General features: G+C 73.2%; 16 protein-coding genes. 5 read left to right on the forward strand and 11 right to left on the reverse strand.

Annotated elements, in window-relative coordinates:
- Positions 1-60: 60 nt before the first annotated feature.
- Together AC559T_RS19480 and AC559T_RS19485 are read right to left on the reverse strand one after the other, a co-directional pair.
- Positions 61-795, reverse strand: coding sequence for a mycothiol-dependent nitroreductase Rv2466c family protein (locus tag AC559T_RS19480; protein ID WP_083390851.1), 735 nt, complete (start codon positions 793-795; stop codon positions 61-63).
- Between the two features lie 80 nt (positions 796-875).
- On the reverse strand, positions 876-2,291 hold the full coding sequence (locus AC559T_RS19485; protein ID WP_498869658.1) for an AI-2E family transporter: 1,416 nt from the start codon (positions 2,289-2,291) through the stop codon (positions 876-878).
- Between the two features lie 393 nt (positions 2,292-2,684).
- Between AC559T_RS19485 and pepN the strand changes: the two genes are divergently transcribed.
- A complete protein-coding gene (gene pepN, locus AC559T_RS19490; RefSeq protein WP_112107644.1) occupies positions 2,685-5,240 on the forward strand; it encodes an aminopeptidase N in 2,556 nt (851 codons plus the stop codon).
- Between the two features lie 67 nt (positions 5,241-5,307).
- On the opposite strand, the gene AC559T_RS19495 is transcribed toward pepN, so the two are convergent.
- The 7 genes from AC559T_RS19495 to AC559T_RS19525 form a co-directional block, all read right to left on the reverse strand.
- Positions 5,308-5,703, reverse strand: coding sequence for a DUF5130 family protein (locus tag AC559T_RS19495; RefSeq protein ID WP_498869659.1), 396 nt, complete (start codon positions 5,701-5,703; stop codon positions 5,308-5,310).
- Positions 5,690-5,998: a hypothetical protein gene (locus AC559T_RS19500; protein WP_235014288.1), complete on the reverse strand. Its 309-nt coding sequence runs from the start codon at positions 5,996-5,998 to the stop codon at positions 5,690-5,692. Before AC559T_RS19500 ends, AC559T_RS19495 begins: the two co-directional genes overlap by 14 nt.
- A 229-nt stretch (positions 5,999-6,227) precedes the next feature.
- Complete coding sequence (locus AC559T_RS19505; RefSeq protein ID WP_498869660.1) at positions 6,228-8,609, reverse strand: 4-alpha-glucanotransferase; 2,382 nt, start codon at positions 8,607-8,609, stop codon at positions 6,228-6,230.
- Entirely contained in the window at positions 8,606-10,633 is a 2,028-nt protein-coding gene (locus tag AC559T_RS19510) for a sensor histidine kinase (RefSeq protein ID WP_498869661.1), read from the reverse strand. Before AC559T_RS19510 ends, AC559T_RS19505 begins: the two co-directional genes overlap by 4 nt.
- A complete protein-coding gene (locus tag AC559T_RS19515) occupies positions 10,608-11,348 on the reverse strand; it encodes a response regulator transcription factor (protein ID WP_071061445.1) in 741 nt (246 codons plus the stop codon). Before AC559T_RS19515 ends, AC559T_RS19510 begins: the two co-directional genes overlap by 26 nt.
- Positions 11,349-11,432: 84 nt before the next feature.
- Complete coding sequence (locus tag AC559T_RS19520; RefSeq protein ID WP_498869669.1) at positions 11,433-12,668, reverse strand: mechanosensitive ion channel family protein; 1,236 nt, start codon at positions 12,666-12,668, stop codon at positions 11,433-11,435.
- A 159-nt stretch (positions 12,669-12,827) separates the two neighbouring features.
- Entirely contained in the window at positions 12,828-12,980 is a 153-nt protein-coding gene (locus tag AC559T_RS19525) for a hypothetical protein (protein ID WP_165938402.1), read from the reverse strand.
- Between the two features lie 277 nt (positions 12,981-13,257).
- Here AC559T_RS19525 and AC559T_RS19530 point away from each other — a divergent pair, with 277 nt between their 5' ends.
- A complete protein-coding gene (locus AC559T_RS19530; RefSeq protein ID WP_020462780.1) occupies positions 13,258-13,779 on the forward strand; it encodes an HNH endonuclease in 522 nt (173 codons plus the stop codon).
- 58 nt (positions 13,780-13,837) lie between these two features.
- Entirely contained in the window at positions 13,838-15,541 is a 1,704-nt protein-coding gene (locus AC559T_RS19535) for an SDR family oxidoreductase (RefSeq protein ID WP_498869662.1), read from the forward strand.
- Between the two features lie 42 nt (positions 15,542-15,583).
- Here AC559T_RS19535 and AC559T_RS19540 read toward each other — a convergent pair whose 3' ends face one another.
- Complete coding sequence (locus AC559T_RS19540; protein ID WP_498869663.1) at positions 15,584-17,821, reverse strand: ATP-binding SpoIIE family protein phosphatase; 2,238 nt, start codon at positions 17,819-17,821, stop codon at positions 15,584-15,586.
- Positions 17,822-17,991: 170 nt separating this feature from the next.
- Here AC559T_RS19540 and AC559T_RS19545 point away from each other — a divergent pair, with 170 nt between their 5' ends.
- Together AC559T_RS19545 and AC559T_RS19550 are read left to right on the forward strand one after the other, a co-directional pair.
- Positions 17,992-19,794, forward strand: coding sequence for a glycoside hydrolase family 13 protein (locus AC559T_RS19545; RefSeq protein WP_498869664.1), 1,803 nt, complete (start codon positions 17,992-17,994; stop codon positions 19,792-19,794).
- Between the two features lie 136 nt (positions 19,795-19,930).
- On the forward strand, positions 19,931-20,350 hold the full coding sequence (locus AC559T_RS19550) for a globin (protein WP_020462784.1): 420 nt from the start codon (positions 19,931-19,933) through the stop codon (positions 20,348-20,350).
- Between the two features lie 102 nt (positions 20,351-20,452).
- Here AC559T_RS19550 and ettA read toward each other — a convergent pair whose 3' ends face one another.
- A complete protein-coding gene (ettA, locus tag AC559T_RS19555) occupies positions 20,453-22,135 on the reverse strand; it encodes an energy-dependent translational throttle protein EttA (RefSeq protein WP_071059540.1) in 1,683 nt (560 codons plus the stop codon).
- Positions 22,136-22,289 lie beyond the last annotated feature (154 nt).

Consider the following 22,289-nt stretch of genomic DNA (forward strand, 5'->3'; position numbering starts at 1 on the left):
ATGCGCCATCATGCCCGGTCACCGCGCACCGCCGCGCGGGGGTGACCAACCCCTCGCGGATCAGTCGAAGATCGGACCCTGTTCGCGGCTGCGCTTGAGCTCGTAGAAGCCAGGTGTCTCCGAGACCAGGAGGACGCCGTCCCACAGCCGACCGGCGGCCTCGCCGCGCGGGGTCGGAGTGATCACCGGGCCGAAGAACGCGTTGTCCCCGATCGCGATGACGGGCGTCCCGACGTCCATGCCGACCCGGCCGATGCCGTCGGAGTGGCTGGCCCGCAGCCGCTCGTCCCACTCCGTGGAGTGCGCGGCCGCCGCCAGCGCCGGGTCGAGGCCCACCTCCTCCAGCGCGGCGACGAAGGTCTCCTCCGTCAGCTCGGCCTTCTCCAGGTGACGGCGGCGGCCCAGCGCCGTGTAGAGCGGGAGGAGGATCTCCTCCCCCGCGGTCGCGGCGGCGGCGATGCAGATGCGCACCGGCCCCCACGCCTGCTTCATCAGCTCCTGGTACTGCTCGGGCATGTCCCGGCCGTCGTTGAGGACCGCCAGGCTCATGACGTGCCACCGGGTCCGGACCGGGCGGACCTTCTCGACCTCCAGCATCCAGCGCGAGGTCAGCCACGCCCAGGGGCACAGCGGGTCGAACCAGAAGTCCGCGTCGACGACCGCCGGCTCGGGGGTGGGCAGTGCCTCGACGTTGCCCACCGCGGTGCCGGCGGCATCCACGGATCCGGCCCGGTCGGCGGGTGCGGCGGGCCCGTCGGCGACAGGATCTACCGAGACGGCGACGTCGGCTGACATGGCAGCTCCAAAGGTGGCGCGCGGAACAGGACGGGGTCCGGCCCGATGGCCCGGAAGGGCCATCGGGCCTCGTTCCCACGTCAACCATCCGCGGGCTGCGGATCCTTCCCGGCCGAGGCCAGGTATGTCGCCACCCGGTTGACCACCGCGACGAAGGGCACCGCCGCGATCGCCCCCGGGATCCCGGCGAGCACGCCACCCGCGGACAGCGCGATGACGATGGCCAGCGGATGCAGCCGGACCGCCCGACGCATCACCAACGGCTGCAGCAGGTGGCCCTCGACCTGCTGCACCGCGATCACGACACCCAGGATGATCAGCGCGTCGGGCACGCCGTTCGACACGAGCGCGACCAGCACGGCGGCGATGCCGGCGACGGTCGCGCCGACGATCGGGATGAAGCCGCCGAAGAACGTCAGCAGCGCCAGCGGCGCGACGAGCGGGGCGCCGACGGCGACCAACCCGATTGTGATGCCGACCGCGTCCACCGCGGCGACGAACACCGTGCCCCGGATGTAACCGGTGAGGGTGAGCCAGGCCTCCCGACCCGCGCCGCGGACCCGGTCCTCGGCCCCGCTGGGGAACCGGGTGACGATCCAGCTCCAGATCCGCTCGCCGTCGTAGAGGAAGAAGAAGGTCGAGAACAGTGCGACCAGAATGCTGGTCAGCACCTCCGCGGCGACCGACGCCGTCGACAGCACGCCGGAGACCACCCGGCCGCGGTTGCTCGTGAGGCTGCTGCGGATGTCGTCGACCAGGTTGTCGATCTGGCCCTGGGAAAGGTGGAACGGGCCGTCCGTCAGGTAGTCCCGGACCTGGTCCACGCCCTCGCTGACCTGGTCGGCCACCGCGGGGATCTCGTTGGCGGCGTTGAAGCCCACCGCGACGCCGGCCCCGACGACGAGCAACAGGAAGATCAGCAGGGCCGCGAACGCCGCGCCGAGCCTGGGCACGCCCATCCGCTGGAACCGGTACGCGATCGGGTGGATGAGAGCCGCGATGAGCAGGCCGGCGATGACCGGGATCACGACGATCCGCACCCGTCCCACGATCATGGCCAGCACGTAGACGGCCGTCCCGATGATGAGCAGACGCCAGGACCACGCGGAGGCGACGCGGAGGGACACCGGCACGTGCTGCTCGGCACGGCGCGCCGTCGAGCCCTGCGTGGCGCCAGCGGCGGTGCTGCCCGCTCCGGCCGCTCCGGCCGGACCGGACCGGCGTGGCTCCTGCTCGGGCGGGCCGGCACCGGCCCCCGAGCGGGCGAGGCGCAGCCGGCGTGGGATGCGCTGGCGCGGGCCGGCCGGAGCGGGCCGGCCGTCGGGACCCGGGCCGCCGGCGGAACCCGCGGAGCCTGGTGTGGCCGGGCTCGCCGGGCCCGCCGGGCCCGCGGAGCCTGGTGTGGCGGAGCCGGCGGCCCCGGAGTCGGCCGCGGCGTCCGCGGCCGCCCTCCTCGGGCCACGCCGCCGAACCGGGACCCGGCCCAGTCCCGCCACCCGCCGCACCGCTACCCCCTACGTCCGGTGTCTGAAGGTTCCGTCCTTCGGGACATCCAACCCGATGGTCGGCGCAAGCTTCCACCAAGGGTGAGAACAACGCACTCAGCACACGTCCGAACAACGCGATCCTGTGGCCGGACCAGGCCGGAGGTGCCAGGACAGGACGGGCCCGGCGGCCCCCGCCGGGCCGGAAGCGGGCGGGTCGGCGTGCGGTCCGGACGTCGCCGGCCCCGCGTCCGGGCGTGGGAGACTGGTCACCGAGGTCAACGTCATGGCCGCGTGCGACCGCGACGCGGCGCGCACGTCCAGTGGTTCGCCGGCCCAGTGGGCCGCATGCCCAGTGGCCGCGCGTCCTCGCCGACTCCGCGACGTTTCTGCGAAAGGATCCGGGTGCCTCACAACCTCACCCGCGACGAGGCGCGCGAGCGCGCCCGCCTGCTGGCCGTCTCGTCCTACGACGTCGAGCTCGACCTCACGGTCGGCGACGAGACCTTCCTGTCCAGCACCACCGCGTCGTTCACCTGCGCCGAGCCCGGCGCGTCGACCTTCGTCGAGCTGGCCGCCCCGGCGGTGCGCGAGGTCGTCCTCAACGGCCGGTCGCTGGACCCGGCGGTGGTCTTCGACGGCGGGCGGATCGCTCTGCCCGACCTGGCCGCGACGAACGAGCTCCGGGTCGTGGCCGAGTGCGCCTACTCCCGTACCGGCGAGGGCCTGCACCGCTTCGTCGACCCCGTCGACAGCGCCGTGTACCTCTACACGCAGTTCGAGACGTACGACGCGCACCGCATGTACACCTGCTTCGACCAGCCGGATCTCAAGGCCGCCTTCACCCTCGCGGTGACGGCGCCCGCCGACTGGCGGATCATCTCCAACAGCGTGGTCACCGGCACCACGGCCGCTCCCGACGGCGCGACGCGGACCGCCTTCGCCCCGACCCCGGTGATGTCGACCTACATCACCGCGCTGGTCGCCGGGCCGTACCACGAGGTGCGCGACCACCACGACGGCATCGACCTCGGGGTGTACTGCCGCCGCTCGCTCGCCGAGTTCCTCGACCCGGGCGAGATCCTGGAGATCACCAAACAGGGTTTCGACTTCTACCACCGGGTCTTCGACTACCGGTACCCGTTCGGGAAGTACGACCAGCTGTTCGTGCCGGAGTTCAACGCGGGCGCGATGGAGAACGCCGGCTGCGTCACCTTCCTCGAGGAGTACGTCTTCCGGGCGAAGGTCACCGAGGCGCGCCGCGAGCGGCGGGCCGAGACGATCCTGCACGAGATGGCGCACATGTGGTTCGGCGACCTCGTGACCATGCGCTGGTGGGACGACCTGTGGCTCAACGAGTCCTTCGCCACCTACATGTCCGTGCTGGCGCAGGTGACGTCCACCCGCTTCACCAACGGCTGGACGACCTTCGCCAACGCGGAGAAGGGCTGGGCGTACCGCCAGGACCAGCTCTCCTCGACGCACCCGATCGTCGCCGACGCCCCCGACATGGACGCGGTGCGCACGAACTTCGACGGCATCACCTACGCCAAGGGCGCCTCCGTCCTCAAGCAGCTCGTCGCGTGGGTGGGCCAGGAGGAGTTCCTCGCCGGCCTGCGCAGCTACTTCCGCAAGTACGAGTACGGCAACACCTCGCTGAAGGACCTGCTCGTCGAGCTGGAGAAGGCCAGCGGGCGGGATCTGAGCCCGTGGTCGGCCGACTGGCTGGAGACCACCGGGGCGAACACGCTGCGGCCGCGGTTCCTCACCGACTCGTCGGGCCTGTTCACCTCGTTCGACGTCGTCCAGGAGCCGGCGAGCGCCCCCGCGACCGCGTCGCGGACGCTGCGCCCGCACCGGATCGCGATCGGCCTCTACGACCGGGACACCACGGGCGCGCTCGTCCGCCGCGAGCGGGTCGAGCTGGACGTCGTCGGGGAGATCACCGAGGTCGCGAAGCTCGTCGGGGTCCGCCAGCCCGACCTGATCGTGCTCAACGACGACGACCTCACCTACGCCAAGGTCCGGCTGGACGAGCGGTCGCTGCGGACCCTGATCGACTCGATCGGGACGATCTCGGCCTCGCTGCCGCGCACGCTGTGCTGGGCGGCGGCCTGGGACATGACCCGCGACGCGGAGCTCGCGGCCCGCGACTACGTCCGGCTCGTGCTGTCCGGCATCGACGCCGAGGACGACATCGGCGTGGTGCAGTCGCTGGTCGCCAAGGCGGCGCTCACCGTCGACAGCTACGGCGACCCGGCGAACCGCCCGGCGGCGCTGCGCGAGCTGACCACCCGGGCCGAGGAGCTCATGCGCTCCGCCGAGCCCGGCGGCGACCTGCAACTCGTCTTCGCGACCGCCTTCGCCCAGACCGAGGAGCCCGGGCAGATCGCCCGGGTCAAGGCGATCTTCGAGGGCACCGACGTGGTGCAGGGGCTCGCCCTGGACACCGAGCTGCGCTGGACCCTGCTCATCCAGCTCGTCGCGCGCGGGGTCTACGGCGACGCCGAGATCGACGCGGAGCTCGCCCGGGACAACACCGCCACCGGGGAGAAGCGCGCCGCCACCGCGCGCAGCGCCCGCCCGACGGCGCAGGCCAAGGCGGACGCCTGGTCGGCGGTCATGGACTCGGACGCCCTGTCGAACCACCTGGCGGTCGCCACGATGAACGGTTTCTGGATCTCCGACCAGCTCGAGCTGACCCGGCCGTACGTCGACCGGTTCTTCGCCGAGATCGGCGGGATCTGGGAGACCCGCTCGTTCGACACCGCTCAGACGATCACCCAGATGTTGTTCCCGTCCGGGGTCATCGAGCAGTCGACGGTGGATCTGACCGACGCCTACCTGGCGGAGCGGGACCCGGTGCCCGCGCTGCGCCGGGCACTGATGGAGGGCCGGGACGGGCTCGTGCGGGCACTCGCCGCGCGGGCGAAGGACACCGCGGGGCCGGTCGCGGGCTGACGGTCCGCCGCGCCGGGCTCTCTGCGCCCGGCGCGGCGGCCGGTGTCAGCGGCGGGAACCGTCGAGATCAGCGGCGGGACCCGGTCGGCGCGGCGGGCGCGCCGGCGGCGTCGGAGAGCTGACGCAGCCCGGTGATCACACCGCCCACCAGGTCACCGAGAGCGAAGCTGGACGTCATGGCCAGGGCCGCCAGACCGGCGGCCGAGTCGCTGATGCGCTTCTTCGCGGCCGGCGTGGTCACAACGCGGACGAACCGCTGCCCCGGGGAGACGGCGACGAGCACCGCCTCGTCGTTGCGGGGATCGGCCAGGCCGCCCAGCAGCCGCTCGGCGGCGAGCTTCAGATCGCCGTCCAGCGCACCGACGCGGACAGTGAAGCGGATGCCGGTCTGGGTCTGCGCGGACTGCCGAGCACGTTCGATCCGCTCGGTCTGCTCGTGGGTGAATGCCTCACCAGGTGCCACTGGCACCACCCGCACCCGGTACGGCGGCCCGCGAACGCTTCGCCTCGATGTCCTCCGGCTTCGCGCCGATCCAGATCTCGTCGTGCTCCCAAGGCTGGCCCGGACGGTAGCGCGACGGGCGGCTCAGTCGGCTCGTCACCGCGGTGAGGAGGAACGCCAGCAGGAAGCCGCCGATGACCGTTCCACCGTAGAGCGCCCAGGCATGGACAGCCGACAGCGGGTCGGGGTCGTAGGGAGTCCCCACATCCTGCGCGGAGGCCGACACCGCGAGGAAGGGCACCGTGAACAGGGACAACGCAGCGACGGTCAGAACGCGGCGCGCGGCGACCCGCCGACCCGACCTGGAGGTCGGGGGCAGATCGCCGGCCGCGGCGGACCGCCGAGACGTACGGCGCGGACGACGTGGAATCACGTCCGGAAGGGTACCGGGAACGGCCGGCACGATCCGTGCCCAGGGGTGCGAGCTAGCTCGCCCACACCGCCGACGAGCACGGTTGCGTCCCGGCGACGCGTGCCACAGCGCTTCAGGGGCGCCGGGTGGTGGTGGCTCCCGCCCGATCGGCGGTGATCGCCCCGAGTGCCTCGACCATCCGACGCGACCGGGGATCGGTGATCAGCCGTTCGACGGTGACGCGTTCCCCGGCATCGTCGACGACCGGTAGCCGCCAGTTCGGATAGCTGTCGACCGTCCCGGGCAGGTTCGGCTGGCGGACGTCGCCGAACGCGTCGCCGGGGGCGACCAGCACGATCCGCGCGCGTGACCGGGCAAGCAGGACGTGCAGGCCGAGCGCGGCCGCCGCACGCAGCTCCGGATCGAGGCGATCCTCCTCCTCCGCCGCCACGACCCCCGCCGGCGGGCTCACCAGGCCCTCGTCGGCGAGCAGCCGCAGCAGTCCGGCGCGTTCGGCGAGCCAGGCGGCGCGTTCCTGCTCGTCGGTGCGGGCGAGCAGGCCGAGCCGCGCACGCACGCGCACGTGCTCGCCCTCGAGGAAGCCGGCGGCGGTCGGCAGGTCGTGCGTGGTCACGCTGGCCATGGTCCGGGCCCGGTACTCGCCCGGCGGGAGCGGGGAGCCGTCCGCCGCCTGCTCGAACCACAGCACCGAGGAGCCGAAGATGCCAGCGCCGTCGAGCGCCTCGGCCACCGACGGTTCGACGGTGCCGAGATCCTCACCGACGACCAGGGCGCCGGCCCGGTGCGCCTCGAGGGCGAGCAGCCCCAGCAGCGCCTCGGCGTCGTAGCGGACGAAGGTGCCGCCGGCAGCACCGGCACCGTCCGGGACCCACCACAGGCGGAACAGCCCGAGAATGTGATCCACCCGTAGCCCGCCGCCCCGGGACAGCACCGCGGCGACCATTGCCCGGAACGGGGCATACCCGCTCTCCGCGAGGACGTCGGGCCGCCACGGCGGTAGGCCCCAGTCCTGGCCCTGCTGGTTGAAGCCGTCCGGCGGGGCGCCGACGGAGGCACCGGTGGCCAGCACGCCGCGCATCGCCCAGGCGTCCGCGCCGCCCGGATCGACCCCGACGGCCAGATCGTGAACGACGCCGACCCGCATCCCGGCCGCCCTGGCCGCGGCCTGCGCCGCGCCGAGCTGGTCGTCGCACCGCCGCTGCAGCCAGACGTGGAACGCGACGCGTTCCGCTAGTTCGGCGCGCGCGGAGTCGTCCGCCAGCCCGGCGCGCGCGGCGTCGACCGCCGGCCCGGCGGGATCGCGCAGGTCCTCCGGCCAGGTGCGCCAGTCCCGGCCGTGCCGCTCGGCGAGCGCGCACCAGAGCGCGAAGTCGCGCAGCGCGCCGTCGGCCTCCTGCCCACCGGCCGGCCCGTCGCCCGTCCCGCCGCCGGACGAGGTGAACAGCAGCTCGACGGCGGCGAGCTTGGCCCGCCACACCGCGTCCCGGTCGATCAGGCCGTCCCTGGTCCCCTCCCGGCGGGCGACTCCCGCCAGCCGGTCGACCTCCGCCCGCACCGTCTCGGAGGCGTGCCGGTACTCCGGGGTCAGCTCGGGCCGCAGGTAGAGCGGTGAGACGAAGCGGCGACTCGCCGGCGAGTACGGCGACGGCTCGACCGGAAAGGTCGGCGCCACCGCGTGCAGCGGGTTCACCAGCAGAACGTCGGCGCCGTCACGCGCGGACCACTCGGCGAGGGTGGCGAGGTCGGCGTAGTCGCCCATCCCCCACGATCCCGCGGAGGTGAGCGCGTACAGTTGGATCATCCAGCCCCAGGCCCGCCCGGTGGCCTCGGCCGGGCTCGGGGCGTCCGCGAAGTCGGGCACGCGCTCCGGGACGACGATCAGCGGGCACTCGGCGGTGCTCCCGCCGAAGCTCAGCCGCAGGCGGTGATCCCCGAGCGGCAGGCCGGACGGCAGGTCCACCGTGCCCACGCGGACGGCACGGCCGTCGACCTCCCCGACGGTGCCGCGCAGCCCGACCGACAGCGGCACGCTCTCCCCTCCGGCCAGCACGGCCTCGGCGGTGACGGCGTCCGCGGCGGCATCCGGCACATGCACGGCGACCGGCGCGGGGGCCTGCGCCCGGACGACCGCGCACGGGGGCAGCGGGCGCCGCCGACGCGCCTCGCGTGCCCCGGCGAGCGCGACGGCCGGGTCCGACGGGTCGACGCCGAGCAGGCCCAGCGCCGCCCGGACGGCCGTCGGCTGCACCGTGACCGGCGTGCCGTCCTGCCCGTCGTAGGACGTGGCCACCCCGAACTCGGCGGCGAGGGCCGCGAGGTCACCGAGCCCGGACCAGACAGACGCCGGACCCGGCTGCCCACCGGCTCCGACCGCGCCGCCGGCTGACGGCCCGGCGGTGGACGATGCGGCGGTGGACGGCGCCGCAGCGGTAGGCGCCGCGGTAGCAGCGGGGGGCGCGGCGGGCTGGTCGGGGCGCTCGGTCGCGGATGTCACGGACCTGATCCTGCCCGCTGCCCCGGGCGGACCGTCGGACGCCCCCCGGGCCGCTCCGCGCCAACGCCGGGCGCCGTGGCCGGACCGCCCGCGCCTGCCCCGCCCGCCTTCCGCCCAGCCGCCCGCTCTGCCGTCTGTTCTGCCTTCTCCGCTCTCTCGGCCACCGCCTGCTCCGCTTCGGCGGCCGCCGCGGAGCCGCCGGCCGGCCGCCGCCACGGCGAGTCCGCGTCCGCAGCCGCGGGCCCGGAGCGCGTCGGGGAGACGCCCACGGGCGCGGCTCCGCCCGCCGGAGCGAAGCCGCCCGTGGGCAGAGGGCCGCCCATCGGAGGAGGGCCGCCTGCCGAAAGGGAGCCGTTCGCGCCGGCGGTCCCGCCGTCGGAGACGAACCCGCCGTACCCGACGGGATCGTCGCCGTCCCAGGGAACCCCCCGCTCCCAGGCCGCCACGCAGGGCAATGTCATCCGCAGCAGCGCGCCGCCGGACGGCGACTCGGCGGCCTCGGCCGTCCCGCCGTGCATCGCCGCGGCGTCCGCGACGATCGCCAGGCCGAGGCCGGAGCCGGGCAGGCTGCGCGCCGCCGTGGCCCGGTAGAAGCGCTCGAAGACGCGGGCCCGGTCGGCCGGCGCGATGCCCGGGCCCTCGTCGGCGACGGTGACCTCGCCGGCCCGGCTGACCACACGCACGGTCGAGGACGGCGGGCTGAACTTCACCGCGTTGTCCAGCAGGTTGGTCACCGCCCGCTCCAGCAGGCTCGGCCGCCCGTCCACCAGGGACGGCTCGACGCTCACCTCGATCCGGATGCCCTTGGTGTTCGCCCGGCGCCGGGCCCGGTCCGCGGCGGCCCGCACGACCTGGGCGAGGTCGAGCCGCTCGATCTCCTCCGTGGGCACCTCGTCGCGGGCCAGCTCGATCAGCTCGTTGACCAGCGCGGTCAGCTCGCGCATCTGGGCGTCGACGTCGCGCAGCAGCGCGTCGCGGTCCGCCGCGGGCAGCGCCCGGTTCGGAGTCGTCTCCGCCCGCATCAGGAGCTCGATGTTGGTGCGCAGGCTGGTCAGCGGCGTGCGCAGCTCGTGGGCGGCGTCGTCGACGAGCTGGCGCTGCCGCAGCCGGGATGCCTCCAGCGCCCGCAGCATGCTGTTGAGGCTGGTAGCCAGCCGGGCGATCTCGTCCGAGCCGGTGACCGGGATCAGGGCGGAGAGGTCCTGGGTACGTGCCACCTCCTCCGCCGCGGCCGCCGCGGCGTCCACCGGTTTCAGCGAGGCGCGGGCGACGAGGCGGCCGGCGATCACCGAGCCGACCACGCCGACCAGCCCGACGATGAACAGCACCAGCCCGAGATCGCGCAGCGTGCGATCCACGTCGGAGGTGGACCGGGCCAGCTGCAGGGCCCCGGTGCCGGTGAGTGGCGGCGGATAGCGCAGCGGGACGGTGGCCACCCGGTACCGCTGGCCCTCGACCGTGACGGTGCGCAGGTTCTTGCCACGCAGGCCCCGCGCGACCTCGGCGTCGGCCGCGTCGACGGGGATCGCGAAGGTCTCCAGCGACGGGAAGGCGCTCTCCAGGGGCACTCCGTCGCCGTCGAGGAACTGCAGCTCCATGCCGAAGTTCAGGGCCCGGACGCTGATCTGGCTCGCCTGCAGGTTGCCGGCCGACGCCTTGGCCTGCTCCAGGAGCTGGTCGTCGATCGCCTGGTTCAGCACGATCCGGGTGACGCCGAGGGCGACGCTGACCACGACGGCGACCGCGGCGGCTACGGCCACCCCGGCGAGCAGCGCCATCCGGGCCCGCAGCGTCAGCCGCGGGAGCCGGCTGGGCCAGCGCGACGCCGCCGGCCGGGACGACGGACCCCCCACCCGCCGGCCCTCGACCAGCGTGTCCGCCGGCTGCTCCGGCCCGGTCACACCGACCTCGTCGGCGTTGTCGGCCTTGCCCGCCTTGCCCGCCTCTTCGACCTGGCCGGTTTCGTCGGCATCGTCGGCCCTGACAGCGGCAGCGGGCTCACACCCGGTCGGCGGCGGGTTCACGCAGGACGTAACCCACCCCGCGCACCGTGTGCAGCAGCCGTGGCTCCCCGCCGGCCTCGAGCTTGCGCCGCAGGTAGCTCACGAACACCTCCAGGGAGTTCGAGGAGGGTCCGAAGTCGTAGCCCCAGACTTTCTCCATGATCATCGATCGGGAGAGGACCTGGCGCGGATGGGTCAGGAACAGCTCGAGCAGCTCGAACTCGGTCTTGGTCAGCGTCAGCTCCCGGCCCTCCCGCAGGACCTGGCGGCTCGCCGGGTCGAGCGCCACCCCCGCGTACGACAGCGCGGGGGGGACGCCCTGGCCCGGCTCGGCGCCCTGCGCGGGGCCGTGGCCCACGCTGGCCCGTGTCACGAGGGTGGACCGCCGGATCAGCGCCCGCAGCCGGGCGAACAGCTCCTCCAACGCGAAGGGCTTCACCAGGTAGTCGTCGGCGCCCACGTCGAGGCCGCTGACCCGGTCGGCCAGCCCGTCACGGGCAGTCAGCATGAGGACGGGGACGTCGTCACCGCGCGCCCGCAGACGGCGGCAGGTCTCCAGGCCGTCCATCCTCGGCATCATCACGTCGAGCACGACGATGTCCGGCTGGTCGCGCGCCACCACCTCCAGCGCGGCGACCCCGTCGGGCGCCGTGCGCACCTCGTAGCCCTCGAACCTCAGCGACCGCTCCAGCGACTCGCGGACAGCCGCGTCGTCGTCCACCACCAGTACTCGCACGGCTCCAGTCTGCCCCGCTCGCCCGACAGTTCCATGCTCCGGACGCGCATCTCAGCAAGACCTTGTCCGATCCTCAGCCCCGCTTCAGGCGCTGTGCCTGGAAGGGGCCGGCGCGGGCGGATCGATCCTGGGTGTCGGCACGTCGTTCGCGCCCTGGCCCGGCGAGCCGCCGGTGCCGCCCGGCGTCTCCTCCTCCTCGGCGGGCTTGTCGTCGTCATCGTCGTCGACGACCACGACCTCGCTGCGCTGGACGGTGCCGAGCTCGATCCCGGCCCGGCCGAGCGACGCCCGGACCCGCTCCCGCAGCTCGCGGGCGACGTCCCACTGCTTGAGCGGCTGGGTCTTGATGGCGATCCGCAGCGTGTAGCCGTCCGCGGTCATGGTCTCCATGCCCCAGACCTCCGGCTCGGCGAGGATCAGGCCGGACCAGGCCTCGTCCTTCCACAGCTTGTCGGCCGTCCGGACGAGCACCCGTTTCGCGGCGGCGACCTCGGTGTCGTAGTCGAGCGGGACGTCGAGAACCGTGCGGGCCCACTGTTGACTCTTGTTCCCGACCCGGGTTATCTCGCCGTTGCGGACGTACCAGACCGTCCCCTCGACGTCGCGCATTCGGGTCATCCGCAGGCTCACCGCCTCGACGGTGCCCGAGACCGGGCCGACATCGATCACGTCGCCGACGCCGTACTGGTCCTCCAGCAGCATGAACATGCCCGACAGGAAGTCGCGCACGAGGTTCTGCGCACCGAAACCGACGGCGATGCCGAGCACTCCGGCGCTGGCCACGATCGGGGCTAGATTCAGGCCGAGCTCGCCGAGGATCGTGAGGAAAGCCAGCCCGAACACAAAGATTGACGTCACGCTGCGCAGCAGCGATCCGACTGTTCCGGCGCGCTGGCGCCGCCGCTCGAGCAGAACGGTCGGATCACCGAATGCGCCCAGCAAGGTGTTCGACCGCAGCCCGCGCAGCATGCCGGTACTGCGCCCCGAGGCGGCCCGTTCGGTGGTCCGCCGGATGAACCGGTGCAGCAGCGTCCGGATCACCATCGCGAACAGCAGAATCAGCAGAATCTTGATCGGCGTGCCGAGGAACACCTCGGCGCCGGACGCAAGATAGTTACTGCCCGTGACGTCGTACACGGTGCGGCACATGAGGCCGGGGTCCGTGCCGCAGGCGTCCCGCAGCGCGTTCGCGACGCCCTCGATCGAGACGAGCGGATCCGTCGTCGGACCGGGCGAGATCGACACCGAGGGTATGGGGCTGGGCGAGACCGTCGCCGCGGTCGTCGGTGCGGCGGTGGGCGACAGGATCGCGCCGAGCATCGGGATCACGGGCTGAGCCAGCAGGGACGGCTCCGCGCCCATGACCGCCGGGGGCAGCCCGGCCGCGACTGGTTCGGCGGGCACGCCACCGAACGGGACAGCACCAAACGGGACACGTGAGATGGACACAACGCCGGCCATCCTCCGTAAGCAGGTCTCTCAGTCGGATCGACGCCGATCGGGCGCCGTGTGCGTCTGGAAGCCCCCCGGCCGGGCCGCGGCAAGGCCGCCGGCACCCATCCCCCGGCGGCGCTCCGTAGCCCGCACAGCGAGCTGGCGCAGCGCCGAGTCGACCTTGACAGTCTTGCCCATCGGCGGACCCGGACGGCGGGCACCCCCGTGTCGGCCACACACGGACACGGCCCGACAGTCAGTCACACAGTGTAATTTTTCGGTCACGGCACACGGTCGAATGAGGTTGTTGTTCGTCACAAACCACGCCGGATATGCACATCGACGCTTTGCCGGGACGGATGACCATGCAAACAGGCTCGCGTTCTGCCGCCGAAGAAGGTTGACTGTCCATTGTCACCGGAGACGCTGGGTAGGACGGTCCGCGAGGACCCTCGGGTGGGCAGGAGGTCGGCGCGTGGCAGAGGCGCTGGTTCTCAATGCCACGTACGAGCCTCTGTGCGTGGTGTCACAAAGAAGAGCACTGGTGCTCGTTCTGACCGACAAGGCCGTGATGGTCGAATCCGCCGGCCAGGTGCTGCGTTCGACGACGGCCGCAGTCGAGGTTCCGATCGTCGTGCGGTTGGCACGGTTCGTGCGCGTGCCCTACCGTTCACAGATTCCACTCACCCGCAAGGGTGTACTGGCACGCGACCATCACCGGTGCGTGTACTGCAACGCCCCGGCGACATCACTGGATCACGTGATCCCCCGCTCTCGCGGCGGGCCACACGTATGGGAGAACGTCGTGGCGGCCTGCGGCCGCTGCAACCATGTCAAAGCCGACCGGGCCGTCGCGGACCTCGGTTGGCGGCTTCGCACGGCGCCCAGAGCGCCGAGCGGAGCCGCCTGGCGCATTCTGGGGTCCCGTCGCATGGACCCGCGGTGGTCGCGGTACCTGAGCACGGTGGGGGACGTCTCCGAGGCCGCGAGCGCCTGACCCGTCCCACCCGGTCTGCGGGGCGGTACCCGCCGCCAGGCCGGGGCAGGTACCCGGGGTGCGCATACTCGTCACCGGTGCGACCGGGTATATCGGTGGTCGGCTGGCACCCCGCCTGCTCGGCCAGGGCCATCACGTCCGCTGCATGACCCGTGATCCGGCGCGGCTGTCCGACGTCGGCTGGGCCCGGCATCCCGACATCGAGGTGGTCCGTGCCGACGCCCTCGACCCGGAGTCGCTGCACGCGGCGATGGAGGATGTCGACGTCGCCTACTACCTGATCCACTCGATCGACACCGGCGGCGACTTCTCGGCCGTCGACCGCCGGGCGGCCGCGGCGTTCGCGCGGGCGGCGCGGGCCGCCGGCGTCCGGCGGATCATCTACCTGGGTGGGCTGAGCCCGGCCACCGGCATCGGCATGTCGGCGCACCTGGCGTCCCGGCAGGAGGTCGCGCGGATCCTGCTCGACTCCGGGGTGCCCACGGTCGTGCTGCGCGCCGCGATCATCATCGGCAGCGGCAGCGCGTCGTTCGAGATGCTGCGCCACCTCACCGAGCGGCTGCCGGTGATGCTCACCCCACGCTGGGTGCGGACCCGCATCCAGCCGATCGCCGTCCGGGACGTCCTGCACTACCTCATCGGATGTCTCCAGCTGCCGGCCGGGATCAACCGCTCGTTCGACATCGGCGGGCCGGACGTCCTGACCTACGCCGACATGATGCAGCGTTTCGCGGCGGTCGAGGGCCTGCGTCACCGAGTGATCATCCGTGTGCCGGTGCTCTCCCCCGGCCTGTCGTCGCTGTGGGTCGGGGTGGTGACGCCGGTCCCCCGGGCGATCGCGCGGCCGCTGGTCCGCTCGCTGCGGACGGAGGTCGTCGTCGGCGAGCACGACATCGCGCGGTGGGTGCCGGACCCGCCCGAGGGGCTGCTGCCGTTCGAGACCGCGGTCGCCTACGCGCTGGCGCGGGTGCGCGACCGGACGGTGGAGACCCGGTGGTCGACTGCGGTCTGGCCGGACAGCCCGCTCGCCGCGCCGTTCCCCGAGGTCGCCGCGTACCTCTCCGCCGACCGGGCCGGCCGCCGCGGGCACCGCCCGGTCGCGGCGGACGTCCGGACCGCGGCGGACGGCGGCTCGCCGGACAACGCCCCGTCCAACGGAATCCTGGCCGGCGGCGCTCCGCCAGGCGAGCCCGTCCCGACCGATCCGGCCTGGGCCGGGAGCTCGCTCTACACCGACGAGCGGTCGAAGGCCGTGGCCGCGCCGGCGGGAGGCCTGTGGCGGGTCATCGAGGGGATCGGCGGCGAGAACGGCTGGTACAGCTGGCCGCTGGCGTGGTCGGCGCGCGGGTGGCTCGACACACTCGTCGGCGGGGTCGGGCACCGCCGCGGCCGGCGCGACCCCGCCCACCTGCGCACCGGGGAGGCGATCGACCTGTGGCGGGTCGAGGAGCTGGTCCCCGGACGGCTGCTGCGCCTGCGCGCCGAGATGAGGCTGCCCGGCCACGCCTGGCTCGAACTGCGCGTCGAGCCAGGCGGCCCCGACGGCGGGACGGTCTACCGGCAGCGGGCGCTGTTCCTGCCGCGCGGGCTGCCGGGCCACCTCTACTGGCGGGCCGTCAGCCCGTTCCACGCCGTGGTCTTCGGCGGGATGCTGCGCACTATCGTCCGCCGGGCCGAGTCCGCCCCGGCCGCGGCCGCGCCGGCTGTGACAGCCCCGACGGAGTCGACTTCGATCGAGCCGACCACGCCGGCCGGCCGGTGACCGGCCACCGGCCGGCACACCGCCTCGTCCTCAAGTGTGGTCTCAGGTGTGGTCGGCCTCGTCGGGGATCTCCATCTCGAACCAGACGCGCTTGCCGTCCGGTGTCGTCTCGACTCCCCAGGCCTGCGCGAGCGCCTCGACGAGGAGCAGGCCCCAGCCGTGCTCGGCCTCCGGATCGTCCGGGGAGTTGCCGCCGGGCCGGGGCAGGGCGGTGCCCTCCCTGTCCTCGACGCTCACCCGCAGCCGCCCGGGTTCCAGAGTGGCCCGCAGCACGAGATCGCTGCGCGCGTGCAGCACCGCGTTGGTGACCACCTCGCTGACCAACAGGATCGCGTCGTCGAGTGATCCGATCCCGGCGTCGAGCAGCGAGCGCCGGACGGCCGTGCGGGCCTGTCCGGCCGATGCGGCGACGGCGGGCAGCGCGAGCTGGAGCAGCGGCGGGCGCAGCTGCCGGGTGACCAGCGTGAGCAGCGCTATGTCGTCGTCCGTGCGCGGCGGGAGATCCGCGGCCAGCAGGCAGCGCTCGAGCAGGGTTCGGGCGCTCTCCTCGCTCGGGCCCGATCCGCTGCCGCTCACCGCGTCCGGGCCGGACCAGCTGCGGGCCGCGAAGCCACCGCCGGTGCGGCGGCGGTCACCGCTCGCCCGCGTCCTGCGGTAGCCCCCGCGGCGGTCCCGGCCCGACCGCCGCTCCCTGATCCGCCGCTCCGGCGTGACCATGGCTCCGCCAGCCGCGGCGGCCGGCGCGGAGGCCGCCAGCGCCACGGCGGCCGCGGGCGGATCACCCGCGGCAGGCGCCGCGCCCACAGACGGATCACCCGTGGCAGGCGCCGCGCCCACAGACGGATCACCCGTGGCAGGCGCCGCGCCCACAGACGGATCATCCGAAGGCGGTGCGAACGCCCGAACGGCGCGCGGACGGGCGATCTGCTCGCCCAGGCCCGACCTCAGGTGCTCCAGGCCGTCCGCGAGCGGCCGGCGCCGGGACTCCACCAGGCCGTCGGTGAACATCACGAACGCCGAGCCGGACGGGAGCGAGACGGTCAGCTCGGAGAAGGTGCCCTGCTCACCCGTCCCGAGCGGGAGCCCGGGCTCGAGCACGAGGTAGTCCGGCTCCTCGTCGGGCAGCAGCAACAGCGGCGGCGGATGGCCCGCGCTCGCGATCGTCATCCGGCCGGAGTAGGGGTCGTACACCGCGTACATGGAGGTGGCCATCTGCAGGCCGGGCAGCGAGTCGACAACCCGGTCGAGCCGGGCCAGCAGCTCGGCGGGCCCCCAGTCCTCCAGCGCGTACGCCCGCAGTGCGGCCCGCAACTGGCCCATCACCGCGGCCGCGTGCAGGCCACGGCCCATCACGTCACCGATCGCCACGCCGACCCGCCCGCCGGGCAGCGGGATGACGTCGTAGAGGTCCCCGCCGACCTCCGTACCGGCCGTGCCGGGCCGGTACTCCATCGCGATCTCCATGCCGTCCAGGGCCGGCGGGTGCGCGGGAAGCATCGAGCGCTGCAGTGTCAGCGCGGACTCCTCGACGTCCCGGAAGAGCTGCGCGTTGTCGAGCGCGGTGCCGCCGCGCCGGGCCAGCTCCTCGATGAGGCGGATGTCGAGCGCGGTGTACTCGACGGATTCGCGCCGGCCGACCGTCAGCGCGCCGAACACCCTCCCCCGGGCGTACATCGGCACGGTGATCGCGGCTCCTGCCTGGATCTCCCCGAACCGCTCAGCGGCCTCGCCGGGGAACAGCCGGCGGACGACGTCCTCGGTGTAGCGGGGCACGTAGTACGACTGGCCGGTCCGGATAACGACGCCCGGCGGGATGTCCTCGGTGGCTGTCGGCGGGTGGATCTGGACGATGGCCCGGGCGAAGTCCGCCGTCTTCGGGTCGAGAAAGCGCGACCCGGCGATCCGAATGCTGTCCCCGTCGCCGCGAAGCCAGACCACGGCCGCGTCGCCCATCCGGGGCACAACCAGGGATGCGATCATGTCGATGATCCGCTGCGGGTCGAGCGAGCTGCTCAGGACCAGGCTCGCGTCGGCGAGGAACGACAGCTGCTCGAGCGTCGCCTCCTCGGTGACGTGCGCGCGGCGCCGGCGCCGGATACTCGACAGCTCGCGGACGATGGCGCGGCCAACCGTGGCCGTCGTGGCGGCCCAGCCCGCCGAGCGGGACTCCGTGTCGATCACCGGGCCTCGACTCTCCCATCCGGACGTCGCCGGTCCGGATGCCGCCCGTCCGGACGCCTCGACCGGATCGGCCGCGGCACCGAGGGGACGTTTAGCCACCGGGACACATCTACCCCCAGGAAGCACACCATAACGGACAGTGACGTCATCCACTCGCGGAAGTGTAGTTCGAGAGTCGGACATCGCGCCCGCCGAGCCGCTCGACGGACACTTTCCGTAACCGGAGCATCCCGTTTACTTCATGCCCGCAGAGAGGGTTTGATGCTGGCATGGATCCCGTTGTCGCATACCGTGCGGGCGAACCCGGGCAGCCCGGCGGCCGCTCCGGCCCGGCCGCGCCACCACCGGGAACCGAGGAGACCGATTACTCCGCGTGGTGGCACGACGCCGTGATGTACGAGGTCTACGTCCGCAGCTTCGCCGACGCCGACGGCGACGGGGTCGGCGACATCGAGGGCATCCGCCGGCGCCTGCCCGACCTCGCCGACCTGGGCGTCGACGGGATCTGGGTCAGCCCCTTCTACCGCTCCCCCATGGCCGATCACGGCTACGACGTGGCCGACCACACCGACGTCGACCCCTTGTTCGGCACTCTCTCGGACGTCGACGCGCTGCTGCGCGACGCCCACGAGGCCGGCCTGAAGGTCGTCGTCGACCTGGTCCCGAACCACTCCAGCAGCGCGCACCCCGCCTTCCAGGCGGCGCTCGCGGCCGGGCCGGGCGCGCCGGAGCGGGACCTCTACCTTTTCCGGGACGGGCGCGGCCCGGACGGTGCGCTCCCCCCGAACAACTGGATCTCGGTGTTCGGTGGCCCCGCCTGGACGAGGGTTCCGGACGGCCAGTGGTACCTGCACCTGTTCGCCCCGGAGCAGCCGGACTGGAACTGGCAGCATCCGCGGGTGCGGGCGGCGCACGCCGAGATCATCCGATTCTGGCTCGACCGGGGGGTCGACGGCTTCCGGATCGACGTCTCGCACGGCCTGGTCAAGGACGGTGAGCTGCGCGACCATCCGACCGACGCGCTCCCCACGCCGGAGACCGGCTTCCGGGAGGAGATCGAGCCGCACGCTTGGGATCAGGACGGCGTCCACGAGATCTACCGCGAGTGGCGGGCGATCGTCGACGCCCACGACCGGCGCGACGGCCGACAGCGGGTGCTCGTCGGCGAGACCTGGGTCGCCGACCCGGGGCGCCTCGCCCGGTACGTCCGTCCCGACGAGCTGCACCTGACCTTCACGTTCTCGCTGCTGTACGCGCCGTTCTCCGCCCCGGCGTGGCGGGCGGCGATCGATGCCGCCCGGGCCGCGACAGCCGCCGTCTGCGCGCCGCCGACCTGGGTGCTGGCCAACCACGACGTCGTCCGTCCGGTCAGCCGCTACGGCGGCGGTGAGACCGGCCTGCGCCGGGCCCGGGCGGCGCTGCTGACGCTGCTGGCGCTGCCCGGCACGGTCTACCTGTACCAGGGCGACGAGCTCGGCCTGCCGCAGGTCGACGTCCCGCCCGAGGCCCGCCAGGACCCGGTCTGGGAACGGTCCGGCCACACCTCGCCCGGCCGGGACGGCGCACGGGTGCCGCTGCCGTGGTCCGGCGACGCGCCTCCGTACGGGTTCAGCGCCGGGGCAGCCGAGCCGTGGCTCCCGCAACCGCCCGACTGGGCGACGCTGACCGCGTCCGCCCAGTCCGTGGACCCGATGTCGACCAGGGTGCTCGTCCGCGGCGCGCTGGCGCTACGCCGCGCGCTCCCCTTCCTCGGCGGACCAGCCGGGCCGGGTGGCGCGGCCAAGCCGGGCGGCGCGGCCAAGCCGGGTGGGCCGGGGCACTCGGGCGAGCCGGGGCGGCCGGCAGGCACGCGGCCCGGGTTCCGCTGGCGGGACGATCTGCCCGCGGACTGCCTGGCCTTCGACCGGACGTCCGCCGCCGGCGCCCTGACCTGTGTGATGGCCACACGGAGCGAGATACGCCTGGAGATCGCCGGCCGGCTGGTGCTGGCGAGCGGGCCGGTCGGCTACGACGGCGCGACGCTCGTCCTGCCGCCGGACACCACCGCGTGGGTCATCCCCCGTTCGGGTTGATCCACCCGGCTACCGCCGCACGGCGGACGTCCACCGCCCGTCGAACCGCTCACCTCGGCAGACCCGTCCACGACCACCACCGGGCCGGACGTCCCGTCGATCGAGGTCGGGGCCGCGGCCGGGGAGCGGCCGTCCAGTGGCGCAGAATGGACCCGTGAACCAACCGTCACCCGCGCGACCACGCGCAGACTTCTACGAGGCCGTCGGCGGCGAGGCGACGTTCCGCGCGTTGGTGGCCAGGTTCTACGAGGGGGTGGCCAGCGACCCGGTGCTCCGGCCGCTCTACCCCGACGAGGATCTGGCGGCGGCCGAGGAGCGGCTGCGACTGTTCCTCATCCAGTACTGGGGCGGGCCGACGACGTACAGCGAGCAGCGCGGCCATCCCCGGCTGCGGATGCGGCACGTGCCGTTCGCGATCGGCCCGGCCGAGCGGGACGCCTGGCTGCGCATCATGGAATCCGCGGTCGACAGCCTCGGTCTCGCCCCGGAACACCGCGCCCAGCTCTGGGACTACCTGCTGATGGCCGCGAACTCCCTGCAGAACCGCCCGGGCTGATCCTTCCTGCACCCGGATGCCATGCCGGGTCCCGGGCCCACGCGTCGAGGGCCGGGAAGTCAGTCGACTTCCCGGCCCTCGACGGTCACGGTCTCGTGGGAGCTAGTCGCGGGTGAGTTTGCGGTACGTCACCCGGTGCGGGCGGGCCGCGTCCGCGCCGAGCCGCTCGACCTTGTTGGTCTCGTAGTCGGCGAAGTTGCCCTCGTACCAGAACCAGCGGGCCGGGTCGGCCTCGGTGCCCTCCCAGGCCAGGATGTGCGTCGCGACCCGGTCCAGGAACCACCGGTCGTGGGAGACGACCACGGCGCAGCCCGGGAACTCCAGCAGCGCCTCCTCCAGCGACCGCAGGGTCTCCACGTCCAGGTCGTTCGTGGGCTCGTCGAGCAGCAGCACGTTGCCGCCGCGCTTGAGGGTCAGCGCCAGGTTCAGCCGGTTGCGCTCACCGCCGGAGAGCACGCCGACCGGCTTCTGCTGGTCAGGACCCTTGAACCCGAACGACGACACGTACGCCCGGCTCGGGATGTCGGTCTTCCCGACGACGATGTGGTCCAGCCCGTCGGAGACGATCTCCCACACGTTCTTCTTCGCGTCGAGACCGCCGCGGGACTGGTCCACGTAGGCGATGTCGACCGTCTCGCCGATCTGCAGCTCGCCGGAATCCGGCGACGCCTGGCCGACGATCATCGTGAACAGCGTGGTCTTGCCGACGCCGTTCGGGCCGATCACGCCGACGATGCCACCACGCGGCAGGCTGAACGACAGGTCGTCGATGAGCACCCGCTCGCCGAAGCCCTTGGTGAGCTTCTTCGCCTCGATCACCAGGCTGCCCAGCCGCGGGCCGGGCGGGATCTGGATCTCCTCGAAGTCGCGCGGCCTGGCCTTGTCCGCCTCGGCCGCCAGTTCCTCGTAGCGGGCCAGTCGGGACTTGCTCTTGGCCTGCCGCGCCTTCGGGTTCGAGCGGACCCACTCGAGCTCCTGGGCGAGCGCCCGGCGGCGCTTGGCGTCCTTCTGGCCCTCGACCTTGAGCCGGGACGCCTTGTTCTCCAGATAGGTGGAGTAGTTGCCCTCGTAGGGGTGGGCGCGGCCGCGGTCGAGCTCGAGGATCCAGCCGGCGACGTTGTCGAGGAAGTACCGGTCGTGCGTGACGGCCAGCACCGCCCCGGCGTAGCGGGCCAGGTGCTGCTCCAGCCAGGCGACGCTCTCCGCGTCGAGGTGGTTGGTCGGCTCGTCCAGCAGCAGCAGGTCGGGCGCCTCGAGCAGCAGCTTGCACAGCGCCACCCGGCGGCGCTCACCACCGGAGAGCGCGGTGACGTCCGCATCGCCGGGCGGCAGGCGCAGGGCGTCCATCGCCTGGTCGATCTGGCTGTCGAGCTCCCAGGCGTTCGCCGCCTCGATCTTGTCGATCAGCGCCGCCTGGTCGGCGAGGAGCGTGTCGAAGTCCGCGTCGGGCGCGGCCATCTTCTCGTTGATCTCCTCGTACCGGGCGAGCACCGCGCGGATCTCGCGGACGCCGTCCTCGACGTTGCCGCGGACGTCCTTGGCCTCGTCGAGCCGCGGCTCCTGCGCGAGCATGCCGACCGTGTAGCCGGGGCTCAGGATCGCGTCGCCGTTGCTCGGGTGGTCGAGGCCGGCCATGATCTTGAGCAGCGACGACTTCCCGGCGCCGTTCGGCCCGACGACGCCGATCTTCGCGCCGGGCAGGAACGCCAGGGTGACGTCGTCGAGGATCACCTTGTCGCCGTGGGCCTTGCGGGCCTTGCGCATCTGGAAGACGTACTGCGCCATGCGTCAACCCTAGGGCATGGCGCCCAGAAGCCCCACGGCGGTGATCCCATCGCGGGCCACCGGCGGTTCCACCGTGAGCCGCCGGCGGGCCCGCCCGATGTTCAACCGGGCACGAATCGGGTACTCCCCGGAGTCGGGCGAGCACCATCGGCCA

The sequence above is a fragment of the Frankia sp. Hr75.2 genome (assembly GCF_949319125.1).
GTDB lineage: Bacteria > Actinomycetota > Actinomycetes > Frankiales > Frankiaceae > Parafrankia > Parafrankia soli.